The sequence below is a fragment of the Pseudomonas aegrilactucae genome, assembly GCF_019168305.1.
Lineage (GTDB): Bacteria > Pseudomonadota > Gammaproteobacteria > Pseudomonadales > Pseudomonadaceae > Aquipseudomonas > Aquipseudomonas aegrilactucae.
This window is the reverse complement of record NZ_JAHTBI010000022.1, coordinates 1-22,836: the sequence shown is the minus strand read 5'-3', so window position 1 is coordinate 22,836 and position 22,836 is coordinate 1. Positions and strand designations below refer to the sequence as shown.

Below are 22,836 nucleotides of genomic sequence, written 5' to 3'. Positions count from 1 at the left end.
TGCTCTACGACAGGCCTGGTCTCGTTTCTTGGCTTGCCAGCGAAGAGGCCCATACGTGTATACACTTATAGAAATGCACCATTTAATTTCATAAAAACGACATTTTGCCCTGTTGCGGTGCGAGTGGTTCTTGGTAAAGTCCTGAAAAAACCAATAAGTCCAACTCTCTCTGGTGAATGTCTACATGATCGAATCCGTCGAAGATTTCCTCGCGCGTCTCAAGCAACGCGACCCGGCCCAGCCCGAGTTCCACCAGGCGGTGGAAGAGGTGCTGCGCAGCCTGTGGCCCTTCCTCGAAGCCAACCCGCACTACCTGCAGGCCGGCATTCTCGAGCGCATGGTCGAGCCAGAGCGAGCCATTCTGTTCCGCGTGTCGTGGGTCGATGACCACGGCAAGGTGCAGGTCAACCGCGGCTACCGCATCCAGATGAGCAGCGCCATCGGCCCGTACAAGGGCGGCCTGCGTTTCCACCCGTCGGTGAACCTCGGTGTGCTCAAGTTCCTGGCCTTCGAGCAGGTGTTGAAGAACTCGCTCACTTCGCTGCCCATGGGCGGCGGCAAGGGCGGCTCGGACTTCGACCCCAAGGGCAAGAGCGATGCCGAAGTCATGCGCTTCTGCCAGGCCTTCATGAGCGAGCTGTATCGCCACATCGGCGCCGACCTCGACGTGCCGGCCGGTGACATCGGCGTGGGCGGTCGCGAGATCGGTTTCCTGTTCGGCCAGTACAAGCGCCTGGCCAACCAGTTCACCTCGGTGCTCACCGGCAAGGGCATGAACTACGGCGGCAGCCTGATCCGCCCGGAAGCCACCGGCTACGGCTGCGTGTACTTCGCCGAAGAAATGCTCAAGCGTGACGGCCTGCGCATCGACGGTCGCCGCGTGGCCATCTCCGGCTCCGGCAACGTCGCGCAATACGCTGCGCGCAAGGTCATGGACCTGGGCGGCAAGGTCATCTCGCTGTCGGACTCCGAAGGCACGCTGTACTGCGAAGCCGGCCTCAACGACGAACAGTGGGACGCGCTGATGGCGCTCAAGAACGTCAAGCGCGGTCGCCTGAGCGAGCTCAGCGGCCAGTTCGGCCTGGAGTTCCGTGCCGGCCAGCGTCCCTGGAGCCTGGCCTGCGACATCGCCCTGCCGTGCGCCACGCAAAACGAACTGGACGCCGAAGACGCCCGCACCCTGTTGCGCAATGGCTGCATCTGCGTGGCCGAAGGCGCGAACATGCCGACCACGCTGGAGGCTGTGGATATCTTCATCGAGGCCGGCACCCTGTTCGCCCCGGGCAAGGCGTCCAACGCCGGCGGCGTGGCCGTCAGCGGCCTGGAAATGTCGCAGAACGCCATGCGTCTGCTGTGGACCGCCGGTGAAGTGGACAGCAAGCTGCACAACATCATGCAGTCGATCCACCATGCCTGTGTGCACTATGGCGAAGAGAACGGCCGCATCAACTACGTGAAGGGCGCCAATATCGCCGGCTTCGTCAAGGTGGCCGATGCCATGCTGGCGCAAGGCGTGGTGTAAACCTTCAGGTCCGAAGGGCGCCGCCGTCTATCTGCGTCGATAGGCGCGGGCGGCGTCGCGGTCCTTTTCCTGCTGCCATTGTTCTTCGCGCGCGTCCCAGTGGCGGGCGCGATAGTCCTGTCGGTCCTGGTTCTGCTGCATGGCCTGGCACTGGCGAAAGCCGTCATCCCAGCCGGTTTCGTACTGGCGGTTGTGCAGGTAGCGCGGCACGTCCTTGCGAAAGTCGCCGGCCATGCTCGCGGCGGCCTGGTGGCCACTGCTGCAGCCGTCCTGGAACCCGTCGGCGTAGGGCGGCGGGTAGCCTTGGTTGATCAGTTGGTCATGGGTGCTTGCGCACCCGCCCAACAGTACCGACACCAGCACCCAATGCCACCGCATGTTCAGACTCTCCACCTGTTGCGTGAAGTCTAGGCGGTGGATTGTTGCAGGGGCGTCAAAACGGTGTGAAGCACTTCAACAGCTTCGCTGGCAAGCCAGCTCCCACAGGGTGTTGCATGCGCCACAAAACCCTGTGGGAGCTGGCTTGCCAGCGAAGGCGGCCTTACAGGCGAAGCGTCAGTAGTTGTACCACTTCACTTCCAGCATCACCTCGTTCTGCGCCGCCGCCAGCTGGCTGAACTCGCGCTTGGCACTCAGGCGCACACCCAGGTTGCGCGACAGTTCCCACTGCTGGTTCAGGCTCAGGCTGCGGCGCACTTCGCCATTGGTGAAGTAATCGCCCTTGGCTTCCAGGCTCAGGTTGCCCAGCCCGTTGCGCCACAGCACCCCGGTATTGAACCCCGCCGCCGGTGCGACAAACGCGGCAAAGTCATTGTTGTGCTCCACCCGCACCGTGCCCAGGGCAAACCCGAGCATGTCCTCGCCCAACTGCCAGGTGCCACCGGCGCCGCCATTCACATGGCTGACCAGCACTTCGTTCTCGTGTTTGCCCAGCACCCGCTCAAGGCCTCCCGTCACCTGCCACGACCACGGCTTGAGCAGGTCGTTGCGCGGGGTCAGCGAGCGGATCGTCGCCAGGTCCAGGCGCTGCACCTGCCAGTCGTTGCCTTCGTACTGGCGCACCTTGAGCTGCAGGATCTCGATCTGCGCGCCCAGCGGGAAGCCATAGGCATTGTCGTTGAGGTCGTGGTACGCCATGCGCAGCCCGTACTCGGCAAACGCCCGGTCTTCGCGGGTACCCACACCCAGTTGCCAGGTGCGCGACTCGTGGCCGTCTTCGGGCAAGCCCGGGCGTTCGATCTGCAAGGGCGGCGGCGGGTTGCGGTTGATCGCGCGCAGCAGTTCGAAGCTGCGCCGGGCCCGCGCCGGGTCGCGTTCCTGGCCGTTGGCACGGTAGCGCTCCAGGCGGTAGGCGGCGTCCTGCACCAGGGCCTGGCGCGCGCGGGGCAGGGCGGCAAACGCGGGGCTTTGCAGTTGCGCGGTGTCGGCGCTCACGGCCAGTACCTGCTGCTGCTCGGCATCGTCCAGCGGCTTGGCACGCTCGAGCAGCTCGCGCTCGCGTGAAGGGCGGTAGTCGGTGCGTGCCACCAGCCCGGCCTGCTTCACCGCCTTGACCGTGTCGGTGGGGATCGCCGTGAGCGGGAACTGCGAGGTCAGGTCAAGGCTCGGTCGCGCCACCTGCAGCAGTTCCAGCAGGCGGTACGAGCAGTTTTCGTCGAAGAAGAAGTAGTCGAACTGGATCTGCTTGAGTTCCCAGATGTGCTCGACCATGCGCCCGGTTTCTTCCGGGGTCAGGTTCAGCCGGTACTCCCACAGGTCGCGGTTTTCCAGGCTGCGGTATTCGGACAGCTTTTCCTGGTAGGGCACCAGCGCGAACAGGCCGGGGTAGCCGCCCATCAGGCCTTTCCAGGCGTACAGGATGCTGTTGTCGTTGCCTTCGATGTAGGCACCGAAGTTGATCGCGTAGCTCAGCAGCGCGGTGTTGTCGCTTTGCACGTCGGCCTGGTCGATACGCAGCAGCGTATGCCCGAACATCGACGAGGGGCTGTTGAGGTAGGCGGCCGGAAAGATCATCACCGCACTGTGCGGCGACACATCCTTGAACCACTGGGTGTAGTCCTTGCAGTCCGGTGTCGGCAGGTCGTTCAGTTGCAACTGTTCGCGCAGCCAGCGGGTGCGTGCGGGGAATACGCATTGGGCGTGCTTGTCGCCCAGGCTGGCCGGGGCATACAGCGCCTCGTAGGTGGCGCGTAGTTCCTGCTCGGGGTGGTGTGCACCGTCCTTGGCCAGAAAGAAGCGCGCATCGTCCACATAGCTGCGCCAGCCGCCGAGCTTGGCGGTTTCGTAGTGGCCCAGCGAGATCCAGTAGCGATCGTTGGCCAGCGTGTGCAGGCGTGAATCATCGAGTGCGGCAACAGCGTGCAGCGGGGTGCAGGCACACAGCACCAGGGAGGCAAGGCGTTTGAGCATGTCGGGCAACTACGTCTGAATGATGCCGATAGAGGCGGGCAAACAACCCGCCCCCTCAGGGGGCGGGTGGGCCGAGCTTAAGTCGGGGTTGCGTATTTGGCCAGGCGGGCGTCGCTTTTCAGGACGGCGAGGGTGTTGGCGTGAACATCTTCAGCGGTAGCGTCTGCTGTGGTGAAGATTTCCTGGAAGTGCTGGTGGGTCACGGCGGCGAAGTGCGCACGGTCTTGCGGCGCGACGCCCAGTACCACCGCGTAGGTGGTCAGTGCTTCGCCCTGGCCTTGCGCCATGTCTTCGGACAGCTCGTTCATCATGCCATTCATGGCAAACCACGACTTGCCGCCGTAGGTCAGTGCCGCATTGGTGGAACAGCCGTTGGTGCCCGAGGTCATGCCGAAGGTGGCGTTACCGGAGGTACCGTTGGTGGTGGACGCGAGGAAGTGAGCCGGTGTACCGCGTTGGCCCTCGAACAGCATGTTGCCCCAGCCGCAGTCCGGGCCGCCTGGCGCCTGGGCCATGGCGTTGAGCGAAACTGCGGTGAACAGAGTACCCAGAAGAATCCGTTTCATAGCATTGTTCTCTTTCTGATGTTCAAACCAAAGGTCAGGGTTATCTGGCATGTCTGTAGGTTCAGCTGCCAGGACGGGTCGGTTGTTTACCCAGCCGCGCAGTTTGGAGTTTAGGCATGTTCTAAGGGTTCCGTGATTAATTGCAAAAGATTGCTTGAAATAATTGACGTGGGGCAGCTTTTCGACCCTGCTGCAGAAAGCGTTGAAGAGCCTTGCAAGCCGGGCGCGGGCGGCGCCAGAATGCCGTCATCCGCCCCGCCGAAGTAAGGAAGCCCGATGCCCGATTCTGTTGCTGCGAGCCTGCGTCTTGCGCCCGAAGCCCTGACCCGGCCGTTTTCCGCTGAACAGTTCGCTTTTTCCACCACCAATGATCTGGAGCCCTTTCGCGGTGTGCTAGGCCAGGAACGTGCCGTCGAAGCCTTGCAGTTCGGCGTCGCCATGCCACGTCCCGGTTACAACGTATTCGTCATGGGCGAGCCGGGCACCGGCCGCTTCTCGTTCGTCAAGCGTTACCTGAAGGCCGAAGGCAAGCGCCTGCAGACCCCGTCCGACTGGCTGTACGTCAACAACTTCGACGAGCCCCGCGAGCCCAAGGCCTTCGAGCTGCCCTCGGGCAGTGCCGGCGCGTTCATCGCTGACATCGGCGGGTTGATCGACAACCTGCTGGCGACCTTTCCGGCGGTGTTCGAGCACCCGTCCTACCAGCAGAAGAAAAGCGCCATCGACCGCGCCTTCAACCAGCGCTACGACCGCGCCCTGGACGTGATCGAGCGCCTGTCGCTGGAAAAGGACGTGGCCCTGTACCGCGACAGCAGCAACGTCGCCTTCACCCCGATGGCCGACGGCAAGGCGTTGGACGAGGCCGAGTTCGCCCAGTTGCCGGAGGCCGAGCGAGAGCGTTTCCACGAAGACATCAGCGCCCTTGAAGAGCGCCTCAACGAAGAGCTCGCCAGCCTGCCGCAATGGAAGCGCGAGTCCAACAATCAACTGCGCCAGCTCAACGAAGAGACCATCACCCTGGCCCTGCAGCCGCTGCTGGCGCCGTTGTCGCAGAAGTACGCCGAGAACGCTGCGGTATGCGCCTACCTGCAGGCCATGCAGGTCAACCTGTTGCGCACCGTGGTCGAGCAACTGGTCGACGACAGCAAGACCGATGCACTGGCGCGCAAGATGCTCGAAGAACAGTACGCGCCGAGCCTGGTGGTGGGCCATCACGCCAGCGGCGGCGCGCCGGTGGTGTTCGAGCCGCACCCGACCTACGACAACCTGTTCGGCCGCATCGAGTACGGCAACGACCAGGGCTCGCTGTACACCACCTACCGGCAGTTGCGCCCCGGTGCGCTGCACCGTGCCAACGGCGGCTTCCTGATCCTGGAAGCCGAGAAGATGCTCGGTGAACCGTTCGTGTGGGACGCGCTCAAGCGCGCCCTGCAATCGCGCAAGCTGAAGATGGAGTCGCCGCTGGGCGAATACGGCCGGCTGGCCACCGTGACGCTCACCCCGCAGATGATCCCGTTGCAGGTCAAGGTGGTGATCATCGGCGCGCGCCAGCTGTACTACGCACTGCAGGACCATGACCCGGACTTCCAGGAGATGTTCCGGGTGCTGGTGGACTTCGACGAAGACATCCCGATGGTCGACGAGAGCCTGGAGCAGTTCGCCCAGTTGCTCAAGACCCGCACCAGCGAGGAGGGCATGGCCCCGCTGACCGCCGATGCGGTGGCGCGCCTGGCCACCTACAGTGCGCGCCTGGCCGAGCATCAGGGGCGTTTGTCGGCGCGTATCGGTGATCTGTTCCAACTGGTCAGCGAGGCGGACTTCATCCGCCACCTGGCCAACGACGAGATGACCGACGCCGGCCACATCGAGCGTGCACTCAAGGCCAAGGCCACGCGCACCGGCAGGGTGTCGGCGCGGATTCTCGACGACATGCTGGCCGGCATCATCCTGATCGACACCGAAGGTGCGGCGGTGGGCAAGTGCAATGGGCTGACGGTGCTGGAGGTGGGGGATTCGGCCTTCGGTGTGCCGGCGCGTATTTCCGCCACGGTGTACCCCGGCGGCAGCGGCATCGTCGACATCGAGCGCGAGGTCAACCTGGGCCAGCCGATTCACTCCAAGGGCGTGATGATCCTCACCGGCTACCTGGGCAGCCGGTATGCACAGGAGTTCCCGCTGGCGATCTCCGCCAGTATCGCGCTGGAGCAGTCCTACGGTTATGTGGACGGCGACAGCGCCTCGCTGGGCGAGGCCTGCACGCTGATCTCGGCCTTGTCCAGGACCCCGCTCAAGCAATGCTTTGCGATTACCGGCTCGATCAACCAGTTCGGTGAAGTGCAGGCGGTGGGTGGGGTCAACGAGAAGATCGAAGGCTTCTTCCGCCTGTGTGAGGCCCGTGGCCTGACCGGCGAGCAGGGCGCGATCATCCCGCGGGCCAACGTGGCCACGCTGATGCTCGATGAGCGGGTGTTGCAGGCGGTGCGCGCCGGGCAGTTCCACGTGTATGCGGTCAGCCAGGCCGACGAGGCATTGAGCCTGCTGGTGGGCGAACCGGCCGGGCAGCCGAACGAGGAGGGCGAGTTCCCCGAAGGCAGCATCAATGCACGGGTGGTCGAGCGGCTGCGGGTGATTGCCGAGATGATCAGTGAAGAGGACCTGAAGGAGGCCGAGAAGGCGTTGGCCGAAGAGGCGCTGGCGCAGGTCAAGCCTTCCTGAGACCGTGGTGGCCCCTTCGCTGGCAAGCCAGCTCCCACAAGGGCTGCGGTGATCCCTGTGGGAGCTGGCTTGCCAGCGAAAGCGGTCTGTCAGCCACAGTCGCCTTTTGAATGACATGACCACTCGGCGCCGACCGCTTGTCGCCGGTGGATTTCTTCTATCCTCAAGGCAAGGACAGTCGTAGGTAAAGGATCGAAACAGCCTTGCCACAGGCTGCGCAACGTTTCACCGAGGACCGTCGCCATGCCGCGTACCCTCAGCCTCACCCGTCAGTGCCTGGGCCTGGTGACCCGCATTGAATGCCGTATCCGCCCACTGGCCGGAGATACCGGCATGTGGACACTGCTGTTCGCCGCCGGCATGGCTGGCGAGCAACCTTCCGCCATCAAGGCTCAAGGGCCGTTTCACGGGCCGTTCGTGGCCGAGTCGGTGCTCAGCGCGATCGTCGACAGCCTCACCCTGCACGGTTATCAGGTGGCCGACGACCCGCAGATCTGGTGCGTGCACCTGCAGGCCCAGTTGCGCCGCATCAACGGCGAGCGGGTGCATCACGTGGGCGACCTGCAGTCCAACCCCGACACCTGAAGCGCCCGGGTTCACCCCACACGCCGCCTGCGGCAGCGTGTCGCGGGCTTTTTCTGGCACAGGCGGCTGGTATACTCGCGCTCGTTTTTCCCGCCACCTGGTGATTTGCTCAATGGAACGCTTTATCGAAAATGCGATGTACGCCTCGCGCTGGCTGCTCGCACCGATCTACTTTGGTCTGTCGTTGGGCCTGCTGGCGCTGGCGCTGAAGTTCTTTCAGGAGATCTTCCATGTGCTGCCCAACATCTTCTCGCTGGCCGAGGCCGACCTGATCCTGGTCTTGCTGTCGCTGATCGACATGGCCCTGGTCGGTGGCCTGCTGGTGATGGTGATGATCTCCGGCTACGAGAACTTCGTGTCGCAACTGGACATCGACGAGGGCACGGAAAAACTCAACTGGCTGGGCAAGATGGACTCTTCGTCGCTGAAGATGAAAGTCGCCGCCTCGATCGTGGCCATTTCCTCGATCCACCTGCTGCGCGTGTTCATGGACGCGCGCAATATCGAGACCCAGTACCTGATGTGGTACGTGATCATCCACATGACCTTCGTGGTCTCGGCGTTCGCCATGGGCTACCTGGACAAGATGACCAAGCACTGATCACCCAGGCACTGACGCTGTTCGCGCCGCCCGTCCGTTGCAAAACGGACGGGCGGTTGCGTTTGTGCCTTGTGCTTTGGCTGGGGCTGTACAAAAAATGAACGGTCTGTCGAATGTTCCAGTAGCGAGGTATCGCAATGAACCTGTATCAACTGAACAGTGAGGCCAAGGCCGGCCATGTCGATGAACTCAACCTGATTGCCATCGAAGGCGGCGACTTCGTGCTGGAGGCGCGGGTCAAGGGCAGGGCGCATCCGTTGTCGGACGCGCACGGCCAGCGCTTGAAAGTGCATTCGGTGGTGGACGCCCAGCGCCTGCTCAATGGTTTGCCGGCTGTGCCGCTGCACCTGGTGCACTGGTCGGTACAGGACGAGATGTGCGGCATGGAAAGTACCGTGGAGGAAGACCTCAAGGTGCCGATGCCGCGACGTTCTGCCTGGTAGCTGAACTGCTCGACTGCAGTGTGCTAGGCTGCTGGCCCTTTTCACCAAGGGCGCGGCCTCAGTGCGCCCTGTAGCGGAGCAGAACCATGTCCGAACTCAACCTGTCCACCGACGAAACCCGCGTCAGCTACGGCATCGGCCGTCAGCTGGGTGGCCAGCTGCGTGACAACCCGCCACCAGGCGTCAACCTGGAAGCGATCCTGGCCGGTCTGACCGACGCTTTCAATGGCCAGGCCAGCCGCGTCAGCGAAGAAGACCTGTCGGCCAGCTTCAAGGTCATCCGTGACATCATGCAGGCCGAAGCTGCAGCCAAGGCTGAAGCGGCTGCCGGCGAAGGCAAGGCCTTCCTGGTTGAAAACGCCAAGCGTGACGGCATCACCACCCTGGCATCGGGCCTGCAGTTCGAAGTGTTGACTGCCGGTGAAGGCGCCAAGCCAAGCCGTGAAGACAGCGTACGTACCCACTACCACGGCACCCTGATCGACGGCACTGTGTTCGACAGCTCCTACGAGCGCGGCCAGCCTGCCGAATTCCCGGTGGGCGGCGTGATCGCTGGCTGGACCGAGGCCCTGCAACTGATGAACGCCGGCAGCAAATGGCGCCTGTACGTGCCGAGCGAGCTGGCTTACGGCGCCCAGGGCGTTGGCAGCATCCCGCCGCACAGCGTACTGGTGTTCGACGTCGAGCTGCTGGACGTACTGTAAGGCCCTCTTCGCTGGCAAGGCCGGCTCCTACAGATACAGCGTGTATCCGTGTAGGAGCCGGCCTTGCCGGCGAAGCTTTTTCAGTTCCACTCGGTTCCACCTCCAGGGCGCAACGCCCGGGCATAGCAGAACAGAAACAGGTTGCGTACCAGCTCCTTGAGCACCACCGGCTCACTCGAATTCAAACCACTCAGGTCCAGGTCACCCTGGTCACGCAGCTCGCCAAGCGCGTCTTCTTCAAGCACGGCGCACACTTCGCCCGTTTCGCGGTGCAGGATGCGCAGGTAGGGATGGGGGCGGTCAAGCCAGGCGTCGATCAGATAAGTCATGGCTATTCTCCTTGAAAGCGTTCAATGAGAATAATTCTTATTATCAAAATAGCAAGTGACTATTGGATTTTTCTTGCGATTACCGCTCGGCGGTAAGGTCGAGGCTGCGAGCGCAGCCCCGGATTGGCAAGGTCTCAGACCTTGCGCACGAACTCGGATTTCAGCTTCATCGGGCCGATGCCGTCGATCTTGCAGTCGATGTCGTGGTCGCCGTCGCACAGGCGGATGTTCTTGACCTTGGTGCCGACCTTGACCACCAGCGAGGTGCCCTTGACCTTGAGGTCCTTGATCACGGTGATGGTATCGCCGTCCTGCAGGACGTTGCCCACCGAATCCTTCTTCACCGCTTCGTCATTGGCCGCTTCGGCGTCACCGCTGGCGGACCACTCGTGGGCGCACTCGGGGCAGATCAGCTGGCTGGCGTCTTCGTAGGTGTATTCGGAATTGCATTTGGGGCAGGGTGGCAAAGTGCTCACTACGGTTCCTCAGGGCATGCGTATAAAGCCCACATTGTATAGGGTTTTGCCGACCAGAGGAAAAGCAGGCCCATCGAACGATGGGCCGGGGAGGGGATCAGTGCGTGCGGGCCACGGCGAATTCGCTGAGTTCGATCAGTGCCTCGCGGTATTCGCTGGCCGGCAGCACGTCCAGGCAGGCGATGGCACGGGCCACGTAGTCGCGGGCCATCTGTGCGGTGTAGTCCAGTGCACCGGCTGCTTCCACCGCGTTGCGGATGCTCTCGAGGTCTTCCAGGCCGCCTTTCTGGATCGCCTGGCGCACCAGGGCGGCCTGTTCGGCCGTGCCTTCGCGCATGGTGTAGATCAGCGGCAGGGTCGGCTTGCCTTCGGCCAGGTCGTCACCGACGTTCTTGCCCAGGGTTTCGGCATCGCCCTTGTAGTCGAGCAGGTCGTCGACCAGCTGGAAGGCCACGCCCAGGTGGTCGCCAAAGGTACGCAGGGCTTCGCTCTGCTCCGGGGTCGCACCGGCCAGCGCTGCAGCGCTGTGGGTGGAGGCCTCGAACAGCATCGCGGTCTTGCCGCGGATGACCTCCATGTAGACCTCTTCGCTGGTGCTGGCATCGCGAATGCGCGACAGCTGCAGCACTTCACCCTCGGCAATCACCCGGGTGGCCTTGGAGAGGATCTGCATGACCGGCATCGAGCCCAGCTCTACCATCATCTCGAACGAGCGCGAATACAGGAAGTCGCCCACCAGCACGCTGGGTGCGTTGCCCCACAGGGCATTGGCGGTGGAGCGGCCACGGCGCATGCCGGACATGTCGACCACGTCGTCATGCAGCAGGGTGGCGGTGTGCAGGAACTCGATGGTGGCGGCCAGCAGGCGCAGGTCGTCGCCTTCGCGGCCCAGTGCCTTGCCGCACAGCAACACCAGCAGCGGGCGCAGACGCTTGCCCCCGGCCGAGGTAATATAGTCGCCGATTTTCGATACCAGCGGCACACGCGAAGTCAGCTGTTTCTTGATGATCTCGTCAACGGCGCTGAAGTCGTCCGCTACCGCACGGTAGAAAGCTTGGGGTTGCATCGGCCACAGGTGCTCCATAAGGGTTGCGCGGCATGCTAGGTTGCGGGTCCCGGCGTGTCAAGGCGCACTGGCCATGGGGGCAATGGGCCTACTTGCAAGGCAAAGCTGGCTTGCGTACAATCGCGCACCCTGAACTTCCTGGGCAGCACCTGCCTTACGCAATTGCACTGGGCCGTTCCAGCCCTATGCAGCCATGCCAGCCAATACTCTTCCTATAAAGAGCTGGGTGAGCAGGATTATCGGAGAAATACCCATGTACGCAGTAATTGTTACCGGTGGCAAGCAGTACAAAGTCGCCCCAGGTGAATACCTGAAAATCGAAAAACTGGAAGTCGCCACTGGCGAATCCGTGACCTTCGACCGCGTTCTGTTGGTTGCCAATGGCGACGACGTGAACATCGGCGCTCCAGTTGTTGCTGGTGCCACTGTCGTGGCTGAAGTGATCTCGCAAGGTCGTCACGACAAAGTGCGTATCATCAAGTTCCGTCGCCGTAAGCACCACATGAAGCGTATGGGCCACCGCCAGTGGTTCACCGAGATCAAAATCACCGGTATTCAGGCTTAACTTCAGCCTAATTCCTCACTAGGAGAATTGAACTCATGGCACACAAAAAAGCTGGTGGTAGTACCCGTAACGGTCGCGACTCAGAAGCCAAACGCCTTGGCGTGAAGATGTATGGCGGCCAGGCTATCATCCCGGGCAACATCATCGTGCGTCAGCGCGGCACCCAATTCCACGCTGGCTACGGCGTTGGCATGGGCAAGGATCACACCCTGTTCGCCAAGATCGCGGGTAAGATCAAGTTCGAAGTAAAAGGCGCCTTCGGTCGTCGTTACGTAAGCGTCATCGCCGAGTAATCGCGCGATCGCTGGAAAAGCCCTGTCTTGCGACGGGGCTTTTTCGTTTGTGGGGTGAGTCTCTTGCAAAGCTGTTTGTATGGGCTGCCGGCGCTGGTGTTTCGGTCGTTGACGGGGGCCGCCGCGCTCACTTTTGCAAGAGCCTTATGTCTTTGTGTCACTCAGCTCGTCCAGCTGACGAGAGGCGGTTTTTATGAAGTTTGTTGACGAAGTATCGATCAAGGTCAAAGCCGGTGACGGCGGTAACGGTTGCATGAGCTTCCGTCGCGAGAAGTTCATCGAGAACGGTGGCCCCAACGGCGGCGACGGTGGTGATGGTGGTTCGGTGTACATGGTTGCCGACGAAAACCTCAACACCCTGGTCGACTACCGCTACACCCGCCATTTCGAAGCCCAGCGCGGCTCCAACGGCGGCAGCACCGACTGCACCGGCAAGAAGGGCGAAGACCTGATCCTGCGTGTGCCGGTCGGCACCACGGTGATCGACGCCGGTACCCAGGAAGTCATCGGCGACCTGGTCAAGGCCGGGCAGAAACTGATGGTGGTACAGGGCGGCTGGCACGGCCTGGGTAACACCCGTTTCAAGTCCAGTACCAACCGTGCGCCACGCCAGACCACCCCGGGCAAGCCGGGCGAGCAGCGTGACCTGAAACTGGAAATGAAAGTGCTGGCCGACGTCGGCCTGCTGGGCTTGCCGAATGCCGGCAAATCCACCTTCATCCGTTCGGTCTCGGCCGCCAAGCCGAAAGTCGCCGACTACCCGTTCACCACCCTGGTGCCAAACCTGGGTGTGGTCAGCGTCGACCGCTGGAAGAGCTTCGTGGTGGCCGACATTCCCGGCCTGATCGAAGGCGCCTCCGAAGGTGCCGGCCTGGGTATCCGCTTCCTCAAGCACCTGGCGCGTACCCGCCTGTTGCTGCACCTCGTCGACCTGGCACCGCTGGATGAAAGCAGCAGCGCCGATGCCGCCGAAGTGATCGTCAACGAGCTGGTGCGCTTCAGCCCGTCGCTGGCCGAGCGTGACCGCTGGCTGGTGCTGAACAAGACCGACATGCTGATGGACGACGAGCGTGACGAGCGGGTCAAGGACGTGGTCGAGCGTCTGCAGTGGGAAGGCCCGGTCTACGTGATCTCGGCCATCTCCAAGCAAGGCACCGAGCAGCTCAGCCGCGACATCATGCGCTACCTCGAAGACCGCGCCGACCGCCTGGCGGCCGACCCGGCCTACCGTGACGAGTTGGCCGACCTTGACCAGCGCATCGAAGACGAAGCCCGTGCCCAGTTGCAGGCCCTGGACGATGCGCGTGCCCTGCGCCGCACCGGCGTCAAGAGCGTGCACGACATCGGCGACGATGATGACGACTGGGACGAGGACGACGAAGACGGCGCGGAAATCATTTACGTGCGCGACTGATTCGTTGCAGTACACTAAACGCCGCTTTTTCAAGCGGCGTTTTGGTATCTAAAGATCTCTAAAGGTTGGAAGAAGATGCGGAGCAAGGTGACGGGTGCGCAGCGCTGGGTGGTGAAGATCGGCAGCGCATTGCTGACGGCGGATGGCAAGGGCCTGGACCGCGCAGCCATGGGTGTATGGGTCGAGCAGATGGTGGCCCTGCATGACGCAGGTGTCGAGTTGGTGCTGGTGTCTTCGGGGGCCGTGGCCGCCGGCATGAGCCGCCTGGGCTGGAGCAAACGGCCGAGCGCGATGAACGAGTTGCAGGCTGCTGCCTCCATCGGCCAGATGGGCCTGGTGCAGGCCTGGGAGTCGAGCTTTGCCGAGCATGGCCGGCATACCGCGCAGATCCTGCTGACCCACGACGACCTGTCCGACCGCAAGCGTTACCTGAACGCCCGCAGCACCCTGCGCACCCTGGTGGAGCTGGGCGTGGTGCCGGTGATCAACGAGAACGACACGGTGGTCACCGACGAAATCCGTTTTGGCGACAACGACACCCTGGCCGCGCTGGTGGCCAACCTGGTGGAAGCCGACCTGCTGGTGATCCTCACCGACCGCGACGGCATGTTCGATGCCGACCCGCGCCACAACCCTGAAGCCCAGCTGATCTACGAAGCCCGTGCCGATGACCCGGCGCTGGACGCGGTGGCCGGCGGTACCGGTGGTGCGCTGGGGCGTGGCGGCATGCAGACCAAGCTGCGTGCCGCGCGCCTGGCGGCGCGTTCCGGCGCTCACACCATCATCGTCGGCGGGCGTATCGAGCGCGTGCTCGACCGCCTGAAGGCCGGCGAGCGCCTGGGCACCTTGCTGTCGCCCGAGCGCGGCATGCTGGCGGCGCGCAAGCAGTGGCTGGCCGGGCACCTGCAGACCCGCGGCACGCTGGTGCTGGATGCCGGTGCGGTGCAGGCGTTGCGCCAGGCCAACAAGAGCCTGTTGCCAGTAGGCGTGAAGACCGTGCAGGGCAGTTTCCGCCGTGGCGAGATGGTCGTGTGCGTGGGGCCTGACGGCGTTGAAGTGGCACGCGGCCTGGCCAACTACAGTGCGCTGGAAGCACAGAAGATCATCGGCCAGTCGTCCGAGGCGATCGAAAGCGTGCTGGGCTACAGCGCCGAGCCTGAGCTGGTGCACCGCGACAACCTGATTCTGGTATGAGGAGGTGAGCGTGATCAAAGGGATTTTTGCAGCCGCCTTGCTGGCGCTGCCGATGGTGGCCGGGGCCGAGGAAATCGGCCAGGTGTCGACCGTGTTCAAGTTCGTCGGGCCGAACGACCGCATCGTGGTCGAGGCGTTTGACGACCCCAAGGTGGAGGGCGTGACCTGTTATCTGTCGCGGGCCAAGACCGGCGGCGTGAAGGGTGGGCTGGGGTTGGCCGAGGACCGTGCGGAGGCTTCGATCGCCTGCCGTCAGGTGGGCCCGATCCGCTTCAAGGGCGAGCTCAAGGATGGCGACGAAGTGTTCAAGGAGCGCACTTCGCTGGTGTTCAAGACCATGCAGGTGGTGCGCTTCCTGGACAAGAAGCGCAACACGCTGGTGTACCTGGTGTACAGCGACCGGTTGATCGAAGGCAGCCCGCAGAACGCGGTGACGGCGATTCCGATCCTGCCTTGGGCAGAATGATCTAGCACCGCGTTGCCTTCTTCGCTGGCAAGCCAGCTCCCACAGGTGACAGTGCCTGTCTCCAGAGCACTGATAACCCTGTGGGAGCCGGCTTGCCGGCGAAGGGGCCATCAAGGCCCCTGTACAGGCGTCAGATCGACGCCGGCTCCACGTCTACTTCCCGCACCTCGACCTTCACCTGATCGCGACGGCTGATGTACTTCCAGTCCGCCTCGTCGATGTAGATCCCGTTCGGCCCGCTGCCGCCTTCCAGGTCGATCGCCACGTGCGCCGACACCTGCGGCTTCACGCTCGCCAGAATCGGCACGAAGCCCAACTGCAGGCTGGTCTCCAGCAATGCCGCCTGGTTGCGTTCGTCGATGTCCGCCGCCTCGTCCAGGTAGTACGGCAAGCGCACGCGCCCGGCCTGGTCGCGGTCCATCAGGTGCAGCAGCAGGTACATGTTGGTCAGCGCCTTGATGGTCATGGTGGTGCCGTTGGACGCCGCACCGTCGATGTCGGTATGAATCACCGGCTGCCCACCCACCTTGGTGATCTCGAACGCCAGCTCGAACAGGTCCTTCAAGCCCAGCTGGTTGTGGTTGGCCGCCACCAGCCGTGCCAGGTATTCCTTGGCCTCTTCGTTCTTGTTGTCCTGCTCGGCGCTCTGGCTCAGGTCGAACACCGACAGCGTCTCGCCTTCTTCGTACTGCCCGGCACTGTGGATGATCTGGTCGATGTGCTTGAGCGCCTCCTTGTTCGGCGCCAGCACGATGCGAAAGCTCTGCAGGTTGGAGACCTGGCGCTTGTTGATCTCGCGGTTGAACAGCGCCAGCTGGTGCTCGAGGCTGTCGTAGTCGCTGCGGATGTTGCGCAGGGTACGCGCAATGTCGGTCACCGCCGCACGCCGCGCCTTGCCCAGGGTCAGGGCTTCGTCGGTACGGTGCGCGTAGGCGTTGATCAGCAGTTGCAGGCGGCGCTCCATGTCGTCTTCGCTGTCGAACTTGGCCACGCCCTTGAGGCGCACCTGGGCGTACAGCGCCTCGATCTGGCCGTCGACCCGCAGCAGGCCCTGCCAGCTGTCCTGGTAGTCGTTGAGCAGCGGCAGCAGGTTGTCCATGGAATCGTCGACCGGGTCCATGAACGGCGTGCCGAACGGCAGGTCGGCCGGCAGCAGTTGGCGACGGCGCAGGGCGTCGTCCAGGGTGCGCTGCTTGGCTTCCATGTCGGCGATCTGGCGGCCGACCAGTTGCAGCTTGGCCGACAGTTGCTGGACGCGCTCGGTGAACGCATCGCTGGAGCGCTTGAGTTCGTCCTGGGCCGCTTCCATCTGCGCCAACTGTTCCAGCTTGTCGCCTTCCTCGGCCGACAGCGTCTGGGCGCGGCGGTAGTCTTCCAGGGCCTTCTGCGCATCCAGCACCTGCTGGTACAGCGCTTCGGTCTGGGTCTTGCTCGCGGCGCGGTCGGCAGCCACGGCCTGCTGGGTCTTGAGTTGCTTGAGCTCCTTTTCCAGGCGCTCCTTCTGGTCGCGCAACGCGGCGCGGTCGGCCAGGGCCTGCAAGGCCGGCGGCTCGATGGTGCTCAGGTCGATGGACAGGCCAGGCGCTTCGAAGCGCTCGCCCTTGAAGCCATCGAGTACCGCTTCCAGGGATTTGACCCACACGTCGCTGTCGTCCAGCTCGATGCCACGCTCGCCCAGCGGCAGGCTGAACAGCGCGCCGTTGAACAGGCGCATCAGGCGCTCGACGTCCTGTTGCGAGAACTCCTCGCGCAGGCGTGCATAGCTGTTGTTGTCGGCATGGTCGAGTTGCTGCTTGACCGACTTGAGGCGTTTTTCCAGGTCGCGCAGGCGCTCTTCGAGGTCTTCGGCGCTGAACTGGCGTGATTGCGCCAGGGCGCCGGCCAGTTCATCGTGGGCGTCCTTGGCGGCCAGCAGTTGCTGCTCCAGCACCTTCACGTCATCCACCAGCGCAAAGCGGTGCTTGAGCACCGACAGCTCGCCCAGCCAGCGCTGGATGCCGGTCATCTCGCGCTCCAGGCGCATCAGCTCCTGGGTGCCGCCACGCTGGTTGTTCTGCAGCGCGTCCTGCTCGTGGCTGTAGTGCTCGGCCTGCAGCACCAGTTCTTCCTTGCGCGCCCCGGCGTAGTCCTGCCAGGTGCCGAGCAACTGGTCGAGCAGCGGCGACAGGCGATGCAGCTTGCCGCGCAGGATGTCGCGCTGGGTCACGCCGTTGGCCAGGGCCTCGACCAGCGGGCCGGCGGCCACCAGCGAGTGGTAGTCCTGTTCCATGCGGCGCACGTCGCGGAAGGCCTCTTCGCAAGCGGCGATATAGTCGACGCTGCCCGAACGCAGGCTGTGCTCGAACGCATCGAGAAACAGCTGCTTGAGCTTGGCCGCGGTGATCTCGCGCATGTGCAGCAGGTTGATGAACAGCGCGCGGAAGGTCTTCAGGCTCTGTTCGCTGGTGGAGCGCAGCGGAATCAGGGTCAGGTCCAGCGGCACCGAGGTGTGCCCGCCCACCAGCAGGCGGCGCAGTTCGTCGGGCTTGAGTTCGTAGGCTTTGAGGCCGTTGCGCTCAAGGTTGCTGAACAGCTCCTTCTGGCGCAGGCAGGTGTCGTTCTTCTGGTAGTGGCCCAGGTCCAGCTCGCCGGCGTAGGCGAAGAACTGGTGGCCGAAGCCGCCGCCCGGGCCGCGCCCGACCACGCCGATCACGTGCGGGCCGTGGGGCAGGTTGACCTCGCAGAGGATGTAGCTGGTGTCGCTGGCGAAGTAGAAGCGGCGCGACTGTTCCAGGCTGTACTTGCCGAAGCTCATGTCCGACATGCGCGCCAGGATCGGGAACTGCAGGGCGTTGATCGACGCACTCTTGCCCAGGTTGTTGGCGCCGTACACCGACAGCGGGTTTTCCAGCGGGAACAGGCCCAGGCTGTAGCCGGCCGTGTTGAGCAGTGCAAAGCGGCGAATGCCGTAGCGTTCCTGGCTCATGCGTCAATCTCCTGTTGCTCTTGCGCAATGGCGCGGGCCAGGGCGTCTTCTTCGCTTTCCTCGAACGGGCTCAGGTCGAGCGGGTCGTCGGTCTTGTTCAGCTCTTCGGGGGTTTCTTCCACCACCAGCACCGGGGTGGGCAGCGGCAGGACGCTGTGCAGGCTGGCGGCCAGGTCGCGGTCCTGCTGCACCGACAGGCACACGTCGAGGAACCGGTGCATCGGCGGCAGGAAGCGGTAGATGCCGTTGTCTTCGCTGGCAAAGCCGAGCTGGGTCATGCGGCGCATGATCTTCTCTTCCAGCTCGTCCGGCGTCTGCACTTCGGCCTGCACGAACAGGTCGCGGTATTTTTCCAGCAACGAAGGCAACTCGTCGCGGCCCAGGCTGCCGCCGTCGAGCACGGCCATCGGGTCGCGGCCCTGGTCGGCCAGGTGCTCGACCAGGATGAAGGTGAACAGCGACAGGCGCTGCGCGGTCTTGTTGACCTGCGCGGCAGCCAGTTCCGGCACGAAATAGTAGAAGCCGCGGGTGTCGCACACCAGTTCGAAGCCCAGGGCCTTGAACAGGCCGCGGTACTGGTCCTGGAAGTTCGACAGCTGGGCGTACAGCTCGGGGTCGCGCCGGCTGATGTGGAAGCCCTTGAACAGCTCGCGGAAGATCGGTGCGAGCTGGGACAGTTCGGAAAGATCAAGATGCATGGGTAGGGCTCGCAGTAGGCTCGGGCGACGGTTCGCGGCTTGAAGTCAGGGCGAACGAGCGCAGGCTGACCAGGTGTTCCTGAGTGGTGTACTCGCGCCGCTCCAGGCGTGCACGGGTAAAGCGTTTTTCCCGCGACAGGCGCGAGAACCAGTACAGCAGTTCGTCGGTGGCGCCTTCGGGCTCCTGCTCCAGCAGCCATACCATCAGGTCGGGCAGCGGCAGGGCGTCTTCGCAGCGTTCGAGCATCTCCTTGACCGTGCGCGGTGCACGCGGGGCGTCGCCCTTGTGGCTCTTGTGCGCCTTGGGGAACTGCGCCGGCTTGGCTTCGAAGCGGGCCAGCGCATATACGTACGCCTCGACCTGGCTGGCGCTGCCGAGGAAGGTGCTTTGCGGGCGGGTGAACAGCGGCATGGCGGCCTGGGGGACCGCATCGATGCCCTTGCGCCGGATCACCGACAGCGCCAGCGCGGCGCCACGGGTCACGGCGTTGTGCCGGCGCGCTTCTTCACGCAGCGGCAGCAGCAGCTCGCGCGCATGGCGCAGGGTCAGCTGGGCGCTGGTCTGCATCTCCAGGATACGTGCGTGGGTGCGCAGCAGCATGTCGTCGTCGACCAGATGGCCCAGGCGCGCCTGCTCGCCCAGCAGGCGCAGCAGCACGGTCTCGACCTTGCGCACGCCCTGTTCGAAGGCGCCATCGGCGTTCACCAGCTGGATCATCGGCTCGACGTACTCGTCCCAGGTCGCCAGCACTTCGGCGTAGCGCTGGCGCAGCGGGATCTGGCGGTCGCTGGTCTTGGCCCGTTCGGCCACGCCGACCAGCGCCTGTTCGTCGTTGTCGAGCTTTTTCAGCACGTCGCGCACGCGCATGTCGAGCAGGCGCAGCTGGCGGGCCAGGTCGTTGCCGTCGCGAATGTCGAAGGCATCCTGAATGTGCCCGGCCAGGCGCTCCAGGTGACGCAGGTACGCTTCGATCTCCAGGCACAGGCCCAGGCGGTGCTCGCGGCGCAGGTAGGCCAGGAAGTCGTGGATCTGCGCATTGAGCTCGAAGCGGTTCGGGCTCTTGGCCACCGGGACCAGGATGTCCAGGCGAATCCACACATCCAGCAGGCTGGTGATGTCCTGGGGGGTGCTGTCGAGCTGTTGTGCGGCCAGTTGCCCGCGCAGCTCGGCCAGGCTCAGGGTGCCCCCGTCGAAGCGCTCGCACAACGGCTCGAGCAGGGCCCAGTGTTCGGCTAGGGCGCGCAGGACGCGCTTGGGTTCGATCATTGGCGGGTCGACTCGTTGCCAAATAAAAGCGCCGATTGTACTGCATCAGGAGGGGTGCGATTCACCCCCTGATCGTTTGCTGGTGTTGCCGTTCGGTTTTCTGCTCTGCAACGGCGGCGCAACGGCGGTAGAATGCTCGCCCTGACTTATCCACAGATGACCGCCCCTTGCTTATCGAGTCCCGCCGCCGCGCTTACCTGAACGCCATGCAAGTGGTGCACTGGCTGCCGCGTGCCGAACTGCCGTTCGCCGCGCCCTCGCGCCCCGAGCTGCTGCGGGTACCCGAACCGCTGGTCGAGGCGCCTGTGGTACACGCGGCTGTGCCGGCCAAGGTGGCGGCGCCTGCCGCCAAGCCGGCGGAACGGCCGAAAATCGAGATCCCGCGACCGACGGTCAGTTCCAGGCTGGCCAGCAAGCCTGCTGCCGAAACCGACGCCGCGCCGGCGGTGGTCAAGCCGGTGGTGGTACCACCGCCGCGGTTTGCCTTGCAGCTGCTGCGCGCCGGCGACTGCCTGATCCTGGTCGAGCTGGCCACCGGTCAGCCGTTCCAGAGCCGAGACCCTTCGTACCTGCTGCTCAAGGACATGCTGCGCGCCGCCGGCCTGCCCGACAGCCCGCAGATCATCGGCGAGCCGGTGCGCTGGCCGTTGCTGGTACGTGGCACGCTGGACCAGGGGCCCCTGGCGGCGCGTGATTTTGTGCAGGGCTTTATCCAGGCACGGCTTGAAGAGGCGCCCTGCAGTAGCCTGTGGCTGATCGGCCTGCCGGCGGTGCGGTTTGCCGGCGAAGCCGACGAGCAGGCGTTCTACCGCGAACTGCCGGTGGAGGGCCTGGGCAATTGCTGGGCCTTGCCCGGCCTTGAAGTGTTGATGGACGAGCCGAGCCGCAAGGCGCACGTCTGGCAAGCCATGCGCCGGCTGATGGCGCGCTGGAAACCACGCAATGAGTGACACGATCAGTTTTCGCCGCATGACCGAGGCGGACCTGGATGCGGTACTGAAGATCGAATACGCGGCGTTCAGCCACCCCTGGACCCGCGGCATCTTTCTCGACGGCCTCAAGAGCTACGAGATCTGGCTGATGTTCGAGGGCGAGCAGCAGGTAGGCCATGGCGTGATCAACGTGATCATCGACGAGGCGCACCTGCTCAACATCACCGTCAAGCCCGAGAGCCAGGGCCGTGGCCTGGGCCTGCGGCTGCTCGAAGAGCTGATGAAGCGCGCCTACGACAGCAATGGCCGCGAATGCTTTCTGGAAGTGCGTGCCAGCAACCAGTCGGCGTATCGCCTGTACGAACGTTTCGGCTTCAACGAGATCGGCCGACGGCGCGATTACTACCCGGTGGCGGGTGGGCGCGAAGACGCGCTGGTCATGGCCTGCACCCTGTTCGAGTAAGGCTCAGCGTTCGCGCTTGCCGTCCAGCGGGTCGCGTCGTGCCAGCTCGGCTTCGTCCAGGCCGTTGCCACCGCCGATATCCTCTTCATCGACCACGCTCAGGTCCCAGTCGGCCGGGTGGTCCTCACCGGCTTCGTTGGCAGAGCGTGCACCGTCTTCGGGGATCAGGGTTTCGGGCTCAAGGTCATCGTCGCTGGGGTCGAAATGGGGATCGGTGACTGGGTGTTCCGTGTCGAAGTCCAGCGGTTCGACCGAGCCCATCTGGTCTTCGATCGTGTCGATCGGGGTAGGTTGCGGGGCGTGCGGCGGGCGGCGTGATTCGGTCATGGCTATTCTCCTGCAGGTGGCATGTAAGCGGTGGACCGGCCATGGGCGGGAAGATTCAAAGGCGTGACCCGAACAGGGTCGCGCCAGTCACACATGCGCACCCCAATGAGGCTTGAACATGCACGATCTACAGGAACTGATTGATAACAACGCACGCTGGGCCGATGCGATCAAACAGGAAGATCCGGACTTCTTCGCCAAGCTGGCGCGTCAGCAGACCCCGGAGTTTCTGTGGATCGGCTGTTCGGATGCGCGGGTGCCGGCCAACGAGATCGTCGGCATGCTGCCGGGTGATCTGTTCGTGCACCGCAACGTGGCCAACGTGGTGCTGCACACTGACCTGAACTGCCTGTCGGTGATCCAGTACGCGGTGGATGTGCTGAAGGTCAAGCACATCCTGGTGACCGGGCATTATGGCTGTGGCGGTGTGCGTGCCTCGATGCAGGACCGTCAGCTGGGCCTGATCGATGGCTGGTTGCGTGCGATTCGCGACGTGTACTACGAGAACCGCGTCGAGCTGGCCAAGCTGGCGACCGAGGAAGAGCAGGTCGACCGCCTGTGCGAGCTGAACGTGATCCAGCAGGTGGCGAACGTGGGGCATACCAGCATCGTGCAGAACGCCTGGCACCGTGGGCAGAGCCTGTCGATCCATGGCTGCATCTACGGTATCAAGGATGGCCTGTGGAAAAGCCTGAACACCACCATCAGCGGCTTTGAGCAGTTGCCGCCGCAGTACCGGTTGCGCCCGCAGGACTGACCGCGCCGCCCCTTTCGCTGGCAAGCCAGCTCCCACAGGGTTTTGTGTGCGCCGCAAAACACTGTGGGAGCTGGCTTGC

24 protein-coding genes are annotated in these 22,836 nt (G+C 63.8%); 14 read left to right on the top strand and 10 right to left on the bottom strand.

Annotated features, from left to right (window positions below):
* The first annotated feature begins 184 nt into the window (after nucleotides 1-184).
* Nucleotides 185-1,522, top strand: coding sequence for an NADP-specific glutamate dehydrogenase (gdhA, locus tag KUO17_RS07325; protein ID WP_217974638.1), 1,338 nt, complete (start codon nucleotides 185-187; stop codon nucleotides 1,520-1,522).
* Between the two features lie 27 nt (nucleotides 1,523-1,549).
* Here gdhA and KUO17_RS07320 read toward each other — a convergent pair whose 3' ends face one another.
* The 3 genes from KUO17_RS07320 to KUO17_RS07310 all read right to left on the bottom strand — a co-directional run bounded on the left by KUO17_RS07320 (nucleotide 1,550) and on the right by KUO17_RS07310 (nucleotide 4,497).
* Nucleotides 1,550-1,906: a hypothetical protein gene (locus KUO17_RS07320; RefSeq protein WP_425274835.1), complete on the bottom strand. Its 357-nt coding sequence runs from the start codon at nucleotides 1,904-1,906 to the stop codon at nucleotides 1,550-1,552.
* Between the two features lie 171 nt (nucleotides 1,907-2,077).
* A complete protein-coding gene (locus KUO17_RS07315; protein WP_217974634.1) occupies nucleotides 2,078-3,931 on the bottom strand; it encodes an Lnb N-terminal periplasmic domain-containing protein in 1,854 nt (617 codons plus the stop codon).
* Nucleotides 3,932-4,008: 77 nt separating this feature from the next.
* Nucleotides 4,009-4,497 carry a DUF3015 domain-containing protein gene (locus KUO17_RS07310; RefSeq protein ID WP_217974632.1) on the bottom strand — a complete coding sequence of 163 codons (489 nt, stop codon included), beginning with the start codon at nucleotides 4,495-4,497 and terminating at the stop codon, nucleotides 4,009-4,011.
* A 276-nt stretch (nucleotides 4,498-4,773) separates the two neighbouring features.
* On the opposite strand from KUO17_RS07310, the gene KUO17_RS07305 reads away from it, so the two are divergent.
* The 5 genes from KUO17_RS07305 to bamJ all read left to right on the top strand — a co-directional run bounded on the left by KUO17_RS07305 (nucleotide 4,774) and on the right by bamJ (nucleotide 9,545).
* On the top strand, nucleotides 4,774-7,212 hold the full coding sequence (locus KUO17_RS07305; RefSeq protein WP_217974630.1) for a Lon protease family protein: 2,439 nt from the start codon (nucleotides 4,774-4,776) through the stop codon (nucleotides 7,210-7,212).
* A gap of 243 nt (nucleotides 7,213-7,455) precedes the next feature.
* Entirely contained in the window at nucleotides 7,456-7,797 is a 342-nt protein-coding gene (locus KUO17_RS07300) for a PA4575 family protein (RefSeq protein ID WP_043860214.1), read from the top strand.
* Between the two features lie 112 nt (nucleotides 7,798-7,909).
* Entirely contained in the window at nucleotides 7,910-8,398 is a 489-nt protein-coding gene (locus tag KUO17_RS07295; RefSeq protein ID WP_217974628.1) for a TIGR00645 family protein, read from the top strand.
* 137 nt (nucleotides 8,399-8,535) lie between these two features.
* Entirely contained in the window at nucleotides 8,536-8,841 is a 306-nt protein-coding gene (locus tag KUO17_RS07290) for a DUF6482 family protein (RefSeq protein ID WP_217974626.1), read from the top strand.
* A gap of 86 nt (nucleotides 8,842-8,927) precedes the next feature.
* On the top strand, nucleotides 8,928-9,545 hold the full coding sequence (bamJ, locus tag KUO17_RS07285; RefSeq protein WP_163946948.1) for a BamJ family beta-barrel-assembly machinery protein: 618 nt from the start codon (nucleotides 8,928-8,930) through the stop codon (nucleotides 9,543-9,545).
* Nucleotides 9,546-9,625: 80 nt separating this feature from the next.
* Here the strand turns inward: bamJ and KUO17_RS07280 are convergent, their stop codons facing one another.
* The 3 genes from KUO17_RS07280 to KUO17_RS07270 all read right to left on the bottom strand — a co-directional run bounded on the left by KUO17_RS07280 (nucleotide 9,626) and on the right by KUO17_RS07270 (nucleotide 11,416).
* On the bottom strand, nucleotides 9,626-9,874 hold the full coding sequence (locus KUO17_RS07280) for a PA4570 family protein (RefSeq protein ID WP_217974624.1): 249 nt from the start codon (nucleotides 9,872-9,874) through the stop codon (nucleotides 9,626-9,628).
* Nucleotides 9,875-10,008: 134 nt separating this feature from the next.
* Nucleotides 10,009-10,350, bottom strand: a complete 342-nt coding sequence (locus KUO17_RS07275) for a zinc ribbon domain-containing protein YjdM (RefSeq protein WP_217974622.1) — start codon at nucleotides 10,348-10,350, stop codon at nucleotides 10,009-10,011.
* A gap of 97 nt (nucleotides 10,351-10,447) precedes the next feature.
* A complete protein-coding gene (locus KUO17_RS07270; RefSeq protein WP_217974620.1) occupies nucleotides 10,448-11,416 on the bottom strand; it encodes a polyprenyl synthetase family protein in 969 nt (322 codons plus the stop codon).
* A gap of 253 nt (nucleotides 11,417-11,669) precedes the next feature.
* Here KUO17_RS07270 and rplU point away from each other — a divergent pair, with 253 nt between their 5' ends.
* The 5 genes from rplU to KUO17_RS07245 all read left to right on the top strand — a co-directional run bounded on the left by rplU (nucleotide 11,670) and on the right by KUO17_RS07245 (nucleotide 15,348).
* Entirely contained in the window at nucleotides 11,670-11,981 is a 312-nt protein-coding gene (rplU, locus tag KUO17_RS07265) for a 50S ribosomal protein L21 (protein WP_116549146.1), read from the top strand.
* 35 nt (nucleotides 11,982-12,016) lie between these two features.
* Entirely contained in the window at nucleotides 12,017-12,274 is a 258-nt protein-coding gene (gene rpmA, locus KUO17_RS07260) for a 50S ribosomal protein L27 (protein ID WP_163947396.1), read from the top strand.
* Nucleotides 12,275-12,467: 193 nt separating this feature from the next.
* Nucleotides 12,468-13,688 carry an Obg family GTPase CgtA gene (gene cgtA / locus KUO17_RS07255; protein ID WP_217974618.1) on the top strand — a complete coding sequence of 407 codons (1,221 nt, stop codon included), beginning with the start codon at nucleotides 12,468-12,470 and terminating at the stop codon, nucleotides 13,686-13,688.
* Nucleotides 13,689-13,763: 75 nt separating this feature from the next.
* The gene (gene proB, locus KUO17_RS07250; protein WP_217974616.1) at nucleotides 13,764-14,882 is read left to right on the top strand and encodes a glutamate 5-kinase; all 1,119 of its coding nucleotides are present in this window, start codon (nucleotides 13,764-13,766) and stop codon (nucleotides 14,880-14,882) included.
* A 52-nt stretch (nucleotides 14,883-14,934) separates the two neighbouring features.
* The gene (locus KUO17_RS07245; protein ID WP_217974640.1) at nucleotides 14,935-15,348 is read left to right on the top strand and encodes a CreA family protein; all 414 of its coding nucleotides are present in this window, start codon (nucleotides 14,935-14,937) and stop codon (nucleotides 15,346-15,348) included.
* 130 nt (nucleotides 15,349-15,478) lie between these two features.
* Here KUO17_RS07245 and mksF read toward each other — a convergent pair whose 3' ends face one another.
* The 3 genes from mksF to mksB are packed head-to-tail and all read right to left on the bottom strand — an operon-like array spanning nucleotide 15,479 to nucleotide 20,278.
* Complete coding sequence (gene mksF / locus KUO17_RS07240) at nucleotides 15,479-18,313, bottom strand: Mks condensin complex protein MksF (protein WP_217974614.1); 2,835 nt, start codon at nucleotides 18,311-18,313, stop codon at nucleotides 15,479-15,481.
* On the bottom strand, nucleotides 18,310-19,011 hold the full coding sequence (gene mksE, locus KUO17_RS07235) for an Mks condensin complex protein MksE (protein WP_217974612.1): 702 nt from the start codon (nucleotides 19,009-19,011) through the stop codon (nucleotides 18,310-18,312). The genes mksF and mksE overlap by 4 nt, the downstream gene beginning before the upstream one ends.
* Complete coding sequence (gene mksB / locus KUO17_RS07230) at nucleotides 19,001-20,278, bottom strand: Mks condensin complex protein MksB (protein ID WP_217974610.1); 1,278 nt, start codon at nucleotides 20,276-20,278, stop codon at nucleotides 19,001-19,003. Before mksB ends, mksE begins: the two co-directional genes overlap by 11 nt.
* A 167-nt stretch (nucleotides 20,279-20,445) precedes the next feature.
* Here mksB and KUO17_RS07225 point away from each other — a divergent pair, with 167 nt between their 5' ends.
* Both KUO17_RS07225 and rimI read left to right on the top strand, forming a co-directional pair.
* Nucleotides 20,446-21,228, top strand: a complete 783-nt coding sequence (locus KUO17_RS07225; RefSeq protein WP_217974608.1) for an energy transducer TonB — start codon at nucleotides 20,446-20,448, stop codon at nucleotides 21,226-21,228.
* A complete protein-coding gene (gene rimI, locus KUO17_RS07220; protein ID WP_217974606.1) occupies nucleotides 21,221-21,673 on the top strand; it encodes a ribosomal protein S18-alanine N-acetyltransferase in 453 nt (150 codons plus the stop codon). The genes KUO17_RS07225 and rimI overlap by 8 nt, the downstream gene beginning before the upstream one ends.
* A 3-nt stretch (nucleotides 21,674-21,676) precedes the next feature.
* Here rimI and KUO17_RS07215 read toward each other — a convergent pair whose 3' ends face one another.
* Nucleotides 21,677-22,000 (bottom strand): serine kinase/phosphatase, encoded by a 324-nt coding sequence (locus KUO17_RS07215; RefSeq protein WP_217974604.1) that lies wholly within the window; start codon nucleotides 21,998-22,000, stop codon nucleotides 21,677-21,679.
* 118 nt (nucleotides 22,001-22,118) lie between these two features.
* On the opposite strand from KUO17_RS07215, the gene can reads away from it, so the two are divergent.
* On the top strand, nucleotides 22,119-22,757 hold the full coding sequence (gene can, locus KUO17_RS07210; protein WP_217974602.1) for a carbonate dehydratase: 639 nt from the start codon (nucleotides 22,119-22,121) through the stop codon (nucleotides 22,755-22,757).
* Nucleotides 22,758-22,836 lie beyond the last annotated feature (79 nt).

Coding starts and splice junctions, on each gene's coding strand:
- gdhA (WP_217974638.1), top strand. CDS start 185: ATGATCGAATCCGTCGAAGATTTCCTCGCGCGTCTCAAGCAACGCGAC.
- KUO17_RS07315 (WP_217974634.1), bottom strand. CDS start 3,931: ATGCTCAAACGCCTTGCCTCCCTGGTGCTGTGTGCCTGCACCCCGCTG.
- KUO17_RS07310 (WP_217974632.1), bottom strand. CDS start 4,497: ATGAAACGGATTCTTCTGGGTACTCTGTTCACCGCAGTTTCGCTCAAC.
- KUO17_RS07305 (WP_217974630.1), top strand. CDS start 4,774: ATGCCCGATTCTGTTGCTGCGAGCCTGCGTCTTGCGCCCGAAGCCCTG.
- KUO17_RS07300 (WP_043860214.1), top strand. CDS start 7,456: ATGCCGCGTACCCTCAGCCTCACCCGTCAGTGCCTGGGCCTGGTGACC.
- KUO17_RS07295 (WP_217974628.1), top strand. CDS start 7,910: ATGGAACGCTTTATCGAAAATGCGATGTACGCCTCGCGCTGGCTGCTC.
- KUO17_RS07290 (WP_217974626.1), top strand. CDS start 8,536: ATGAACCTGTATCAACTGAACAGTGAGGCCAAGGCCGGCCATGTCGAT.
- bamJ (WP_163946948.1), top strand. CDS start 8,928: ATGTCCGAACTCAACCTGTCCACCGACGAAACCCGCGTCAGCTACGGC.
- KUO17_RS07280 (WP_217974624.1), bottom strand. CDS start 9,874: ATGACTTATCTGATCGACGCCTGGCTTGACCGCCCCCATCCCTACCTG.
- KUO17_RS07270 (WP_217974620.1), bottom strand. CDS start 11,416: ATGCAACCCCAAGCTTTCTACCGTGCGGTAGCGGACGACTTCAGCGCC.
- rplU (WP_116549146.1), top strand. CDS start 11,670: ATGTACGCAGTAATTGTTACCGGTGGCAAGCAGTACAAAGTCGCCCCA.
- rpmA (WP_163947396.1), top strand. CDS start 12,017: ATGGCACACAAAAAAGCTGGTGGTAGTACCCGTAACGGTCGCGACTCA.
- cgtA (WP_217974618.1), top strand. CDS start 12,468: ATGAAGTTTGTTGACGAAGTATCGATCAAGGTCAAAGCCGGTGACGGC.
- proB (WP_217974616.1), top strand. CDS start 13,764: ATGCGGAGCAAGGTGACGGGTGCGCAGCGCTGGGTGGTGAAGATCGGC.
- KUO17_RS07245 (WP_217974640.1), top strand. CDS start 14,935: ATGGTGGCCGGGGCCGAGGAAATCGGCCAGGTGTCGACCGTGTTCAAG.
- mksF (WP_217974614.1), bottom strand. CDS start 18,313: ATGAGCCAGGAACGCTACGGCATTCGCCGCTTTGCACTGCTCAACACG.
- mksE (WP_217974612.1), bottom strand. CDS start 19,011: ATGCATCTTGATCTTTCCGAACTGTCCCAGCTCGCACCGATCTTCCGC.
- mksB (WP_217974610.1), bottom strand. CDS start 20,278: ATGATCGAACCCAAGCGCGTCCTGCGCGCCCTAGCCGAACACTGGGCC.
- rimI (WP_217974606.1), top strand. CDS start 21,221: ATGAGTGACACGATCAGTTTTCGCCGCATGACCGAGGCGGACCTGGAT.
- KUO17_RS07215 (WP_217974604.1), bottom strand. CDS start 22,000: ATGACCGAATCACGCCGCCCGCCGCACGCCCCGCAACCTACCCCGATC.
- can (WP_217974602.1), top strand. CDS start 22,119: ATGCACGATCTACAGGAACTGATTGATAACAACGCACGCTGGGCCGAT.